Source organism: Mycobacterium sp. TH-M82 (genome assembly GCF_057473605.1).
This window is the reverse complement of record NZ_JBYCKY010000231.1, coordinates 1-5,571: the sequence shown is the minus strand read 5'-3', so window position 1 is coordinate 5,571 and position 5,571 is coordinate 1. Positions and strand designations below refer to the sequence as shown.

Here is a 5,571-nt window from a genome sequence, read left to right as displayed (position 1 = left end):
TGATCTCCCCGGTGATGCTGTTCTTCCCGTTCGCTCTGCTGGTGGCGGCGGCCGGCATCTACCGCGGCGGCGGGGACAAGTTGGCCCGCACCGTGGAGGTGGACGCCGAACGGGCCGACTACCTGCGTTATCTGTCGGTGGTGCGGGACAACATCCGGGCCAGCGCCGCCGCGCAGCGGGCTGCCGCGCTATGGTCGCACCCCGATCCGAGTGACCTGGCGGCTGTGCCCGGATCACGGCGCCAGTGGGAACGCGACCCGCATGACGACGACTTCCTGGTGGTGCGCATCGGGCGGCATTCGGTGCCTCTTGCCAATGCGGTGCGGGTCACCGACACCGCCGACGAAATCGACCTGGAACCCGTGTCGCACAGCGCGTTGCGAAGCTTGCTCGACACTCAGCGCACGGTGCCCGACATGCCGGTCGGGCTGGATCTGACCAGGGTATCGAGGATCACCGTGCTCGCGGACACGGACTCGCAAGTCGAGTCCGGAAGCGACCGGGTGCGCGCGGTGCTACGCGCCTGGATCGCCCAGGTGGTCACCTGGCATGACCCGACGATCCTCGGGGTGGCACTGGCCACGCCCGACCTGGAAGGCCCGGCATGGTCCTGGCTGAAGTGGTTACCGCACACCGACATTCCCGGTCGGATTGACGGCCTCGGTCCCGCCCGCTACCTTGCGACCGACCCCGGCGAGCTGGCGGTGCTGCTGGATCCGGTACTCGCCGACCGACCGGCGTTCACCGGCGGTCCCGCCGATACGTTGCGGCACCTGCTGATCGTCATCGACGACCCCGATTGGGATCTCAACGACTTGGCGGCATCGCCGCTGGCGGTTCCCCGGGCGGGGGTCACCGTCGTGTACCACGGTGCCACCGCTCCGCACCGCGAGCAGTATTCGGACCCGGAACGGTCGATCCTGCGCATCGGCGGCGGCGACCACCCGCAGATAGACCGTTGGCAGACCGGCGGCTGGCAGTGCTATGTCGCGCACGCCGACCAGCTCGCCGCGAACGAGGCAGCCCATCTGGCCCGCCGACTGTCACGCTGGGACTCCAACCCCACTCATGCCGGGCTGCGGTCGCCGGCCACCCGGGGCGGCACTTTCACAACCCTGCTGGGCATTCCGGACGCGGCTTCCCTCGACGTCCCGACACTGTGGGCGCCGCGGAGCCGGGAGGAGGAGCTGCGGGTCCCGATCGGAGTCACCGCCACCGGAGAGCCGCTGATCTTCGACCTCAAGGACGAAGCCGAGGGCGGAATGGGCCCGCACGGGCTGATGATCGGGATGACCGGTGCCGGCAAGTCGCAGACCCTGATGGCGATCCTGTTGTCGCTGCTGACCACTCATCCCGCCGATCGGCTGATCGTGATCTATGCCGACTTCAAGGGCGAGGCCGGCGCCGACATCTTCCGCAACTTCCCCCAGGTTGTCGCGGTCATCTCGAACATGGCTGAGAAGAAGTCGTTGGCCGACCGATTCGCCGACACGCTGCGCGGCGAGGTGGCCCGCCGGGAGTCGCTGCTACGCGAGACCGGCCGGCAGCTGCAGGGCAGCGCGTTCAACTCGGTGACCGAGTACGAGAACGCTCGCGCACAGCGCGGTCCGGAGGCCTATGACCTGCCGCCGATCCCGACGCTGTTCGTGGTGGCCGACGAGTTCACCCTGATGTTGGCTGATCATCCGGAATACGCGGAGTTGTTCGACTACGTCGCGCGCAAGGGCCGTTCGTTCCGCATTCACATCCTCTTCGCGTCCCAGACGCTGGACGTGGGCAAGATCAAGGACATCGACAAGAACACCTCCTACCGAATCGGGCTGAAGGTGGCCAGCCCCAGCGTGTCTCGGCAGATCATCGGCGTCGAGGACGCCTACCACATTGAATCCGGTAGGGAACACAAGGGCGAGGGCTTTTTGGTGCCCGCACCCGGCGCGGCGCCGATCAAGTTCCGCAGCACCTATGTCGACGGCATCTATGACCCGCCCCGCGCGTCGAGAGCCATTGTGACCCGCGCTGATCCAGAGCCCAGGCTGTTCACCGCCGGGGCCGTGCCCTTCGACCAGGACGCGGTGCCGGTCGACAATACCGAGGAAGAGCCGGCCAGCCCGCCCCGCAAACTCATCACGACCATCGGTGACCAGCTGGCCCGCTGCGGGCCGCGTGCTCCGCAGCTGTGGCTGCCGCCGCTGGACGAGCCGATAGCGCTCAGCGCCGTCCTGGTGCGTGCCGCGGTCAGCGAAGGGCAGCTGCGCTGGCCGCTCGGCGAGATCGACCGGCCATTCGAGATGCGCCGCGACCCGCTGGTGTTCGACGCTCGTTCGTCAGCCGGCAACATGGTGATCCACGGTGGCCCGAAATCCGGGAAAACGACTGCGCTGCAGACGTTTATCTGCTCGGCAGCTTGCCTGCACTCGCCGCGCGAGGTGACGTTCTACTGCCTGGACTACGGCGGCGGCCAGCTGCGGGCGGTGGCCGACCTAGCCCACGTCGGCAGTGTCGCCTCGGGCCTGCAACCGGAACGGATCCGGCGCACGTTCGGCGAGCTCGAGCAGTTGCTGGCCGACCGGCAGCACCGGGAGACCTTCCGGGACGGTCACGACCGGGATGCCCAGGGATACCAGGACGGATCCGGCGAGGTGTTCTTGGTCATCGACAATCTCTACGCATTCAGCCGCGACAACACAGATCAGTTCAACACTCGCAACCCGCTGCTGACTAAGGTGACCGAGCTGGTCAACGTCGGCTTGGCGTACGGCATCCACGTGGTCGTCACCACACCGAGCTGGCTGGAGGTGCCGCTGGCGATGCGCGACGGACTGGGGCTGCGGCTGGAGCTCAAACTGCACGACCCCCGGGACAGCAACGTCCGGGTGGTCGGGGCGCTGCACCGCCCGGCCGAGGCCGTTCCGGCCAATCAGCCGGGCCGCGGCCTGACGATGGCCGCCGAGCACTTCCTTTTCGCCGCGCCGGAGTTGGACCGGATTGCCGAGATCAATGCCCGCTACCCCGGTGTCACCGCGCCACCGGTGCGGCTACTGCCCACCAGCCTGGCGCCGGATGTCCTCGGCCCGCTGTATCCGGGTCCGGAGCGGATCGTCATCGGGCAGCGAGAGGAAGACCTGGCGCCGATCGAGCTGGACTTCGCCGACAATCCGCTGCTCATGGTGTTCGGCGATGCCAAGTCCGGCAAAACCACCCTGCTGCGCCACATCATCCGCACGGTGCGCGACAACAGCACCGCTGACCAGGTGGCGTTCACCGTGATTGACCGGCGGCTGCACCTGGTCGACGAGCCGCTGTTCGCCGACAACGAATACACCGCCAACGTCGACCGGATCGTCCCGGCCATGCTGGGGCTGTCGGCTCTGATCGCGTCACGACAGCCGCCGGCCGGCCTGTCGGCTTCGGAACTGACCGGCTGGACCTATCACGGCCAGACGCACTACCTGATCGTCGACGACGTCGACACCGTCCCGGACACGCCCGCGCTGACCGGGCCCTATGCCGGTCAACGGCCGTGGACCAACCTGATTCACCTGTTGTCACAGGCCGGCGATCTCCGACTGCGGGTGATCGTCACCGGCCGCGCGACCGGGTCGGCGCACGCGTTGATGACCAACCCACTGCTGCGCCGCCTCAACGACCTGCAGGCGACGACGCTGATGCTGTCCGGCAACCCGGCTGACAGCGGCAAGATTCGCGGACAGCGGTTCGGCCGTCTGCCGGCCGGACGGGCAATCCTGTTGGGCGACAGCGACAGTCCAACCTATGTCCAGCTGGTCAACCCGCTGGTCGATTCGAGGCTCGTGCGATGAATGTCTGTGTCGGAGCGCACAAGGAGGATCTGTGATGACCTTACGAGTGGTCCCCGAGGGTCTGGCGGCGGCCAGCGCGGCGGTCGAGGCGTTGACGGCCCGGCTGGCGGCGGCCCATGCCGCTGCCGCGCCGCTGATCACCGCGGTCGTGCCACCGGCCGCCGACCCGGTGTCGTTGCAGACCGCGGCGGGCTTCTCCGCCCAGGGCCGCGAACACGCCACGGTGGCTGCCCAGGGTGTCGAGGAGCTGGGCCGCGCAGGCGTGGGCGTGGGCGAGTCCGGCGCCAGCTACGCCACCGGGGATGCCGCCGCGGCGGCGACGTATTTGAGTGCGGGCGGCTGATGAGGATGGCCCCGGTCTGGATCGCCTCCCCGCCGGAGGTGCATTCGGCATTGCTTTCCGGCGGCCCGGGCCCGGGTCCGTTGCTGGAAGCCGCCGGGGCGTGGACCTCGTTGAGCGCTGAATACGCCATGGTCGCAGAGGAACTCACCGCACTGCTGGCGCAGGTGCAAGCTTCGGCATGGCAGGGTCCCAGCGCCGAGCAGTATGTGGCCGCACACCTGGCTTACCTGGCGTGGTTGACCCGGGCCAGTGTCAACAGCGCCGGAGTGGCCGCGCAGCACGAGGTCGCCGCCTCGGCGTATACCACCGCGTTGGCGGCCATGCCGACACTGGCCGAGCTGGCGGCCAACCATACGACCCATGCGGTGCTGGTGGCCACGAATTTCTTCGGCGTCAATACGATCCCGATCGCGCTGAACGAAGCCGACTACGTACGGATGTGGATCCAGGCGGCTACCACGATGGGCACCTACCACGCCGTCTCCGGCTCGGCTTTGGCGGCGGCGCCGCGCGTCGCTCCGGCGCCGATCGTGTGCAAGACGAATAACGCCTTGCCGGCGGCCGGCCAACCGCCGGCGGGGTCGGATTTTCTCACCCAGATGGTGAACCAACTCGTCCATCTGGTCCGGAATCCGTCCCGGGTTATTACCGCCATCATGGCGAACCCGGCTGCCTGGCTCCCGCTGCTGGCCTTCATCGCCTACGAGGCGTTCTGGTTCCCCACCGGATTTACGCTCTGGGGGTTGATGTTGAGTGCTCCGGCGATCGCTGTGCCGATCGCGATCAGCCTGGGCGTCAGTTATCTGGCGATGCTGGGCGCGGTCGCACCCGCCGTCGTCCCGGCTGCGGCGCCGGTCACGGCACCGGTCGGTGCCGAGCAATCTGGCGCCGCGGTGGCGGGTTTCGCGTCCGGTATCGCCGCCCCCGGCGCGCCGGGGGCGCCCGCCGGAGCAGGGGTCGGGGTGGGCGCAGCGCCGCCGGCGCCGGTGACCGGTGTGGTGGGCTTTGGTTACCTGGTGGGCGCTGCCGATCCCGGCACCGGGGTCGGACCGACGCTGATCGACCGCACCAAAGTTCCGGCCCCGGCCGCTCGGGTGCCGGCCGCCGCGGCGGTGGCGCGGGCGTCGGCCCCAGAACAGGCCCGGGCGCGGCGGCGCCGGCGGGCGACGATGCAAGGCTTCGCCGACGAGTTCATGGATTTGGACTTCGACACCGGCCCCGACGCCGCGGCGCCGGTGGGGGCATCGGAGGCGGGGGCGGGCGCGTCGGGGTTTGCCAGAACGACGCGCAAGCCGCGGGTTACGGTGGCGGGATTGACCACGCTGGCCGATGACGGATTCGGCGGCGGGCCGCGAATGCCGATGCTGCCGGAGACCTGGGGGGATGACGAGTCCGAGTCAGAGTCGGAAT

The 5,571-nt window shown here is 68.9% G+C and carries 3 protein-coding genes; all 3 read left to right on the top strand.

All coding sequences use genetic code 11. The features are described 5' to 3' along the window. Window positions 1-3,818: type VII secretion protein EccCa (gene eccCa, locus AC2VON_RS06870; protein ID WP_486952269.1), on the top strand; the 3,818-nt coding region annotated here is incomplete at its 5' end. 34 nt (window positions 3,819-3,852) lie between these two features. Next, entirely contained in the window at window positions 3,853-4,161 is a 309-nt protein-coding gene (locus tag AC2VON_RS06865) for a PE family protein (RefSeq protein WP_486952268.1), read from the top strand. Further along, the coding region (locus AC2VON_RS06860; protein ID WP_486952267.1) for a PPE domain-containing protein at window positions 4,161-5,571 on the top strand (1,411 nt) is incomplete at its 3' end. The genes AC2VON_RS06865 and AC2VON_RS06860, both read left to right, overlap by 1 nt.

Bases quoted from the DNA above. Each gene is read 5' to 3' on its own strand.
- AC2VON_RS06865 (WP_486952268.1), top strand. From the start codon at position 3,853: ATGACCTTACGAGTGGTCCCCGAGGGTCTGGCGGCGGCCAGCGCGGCG.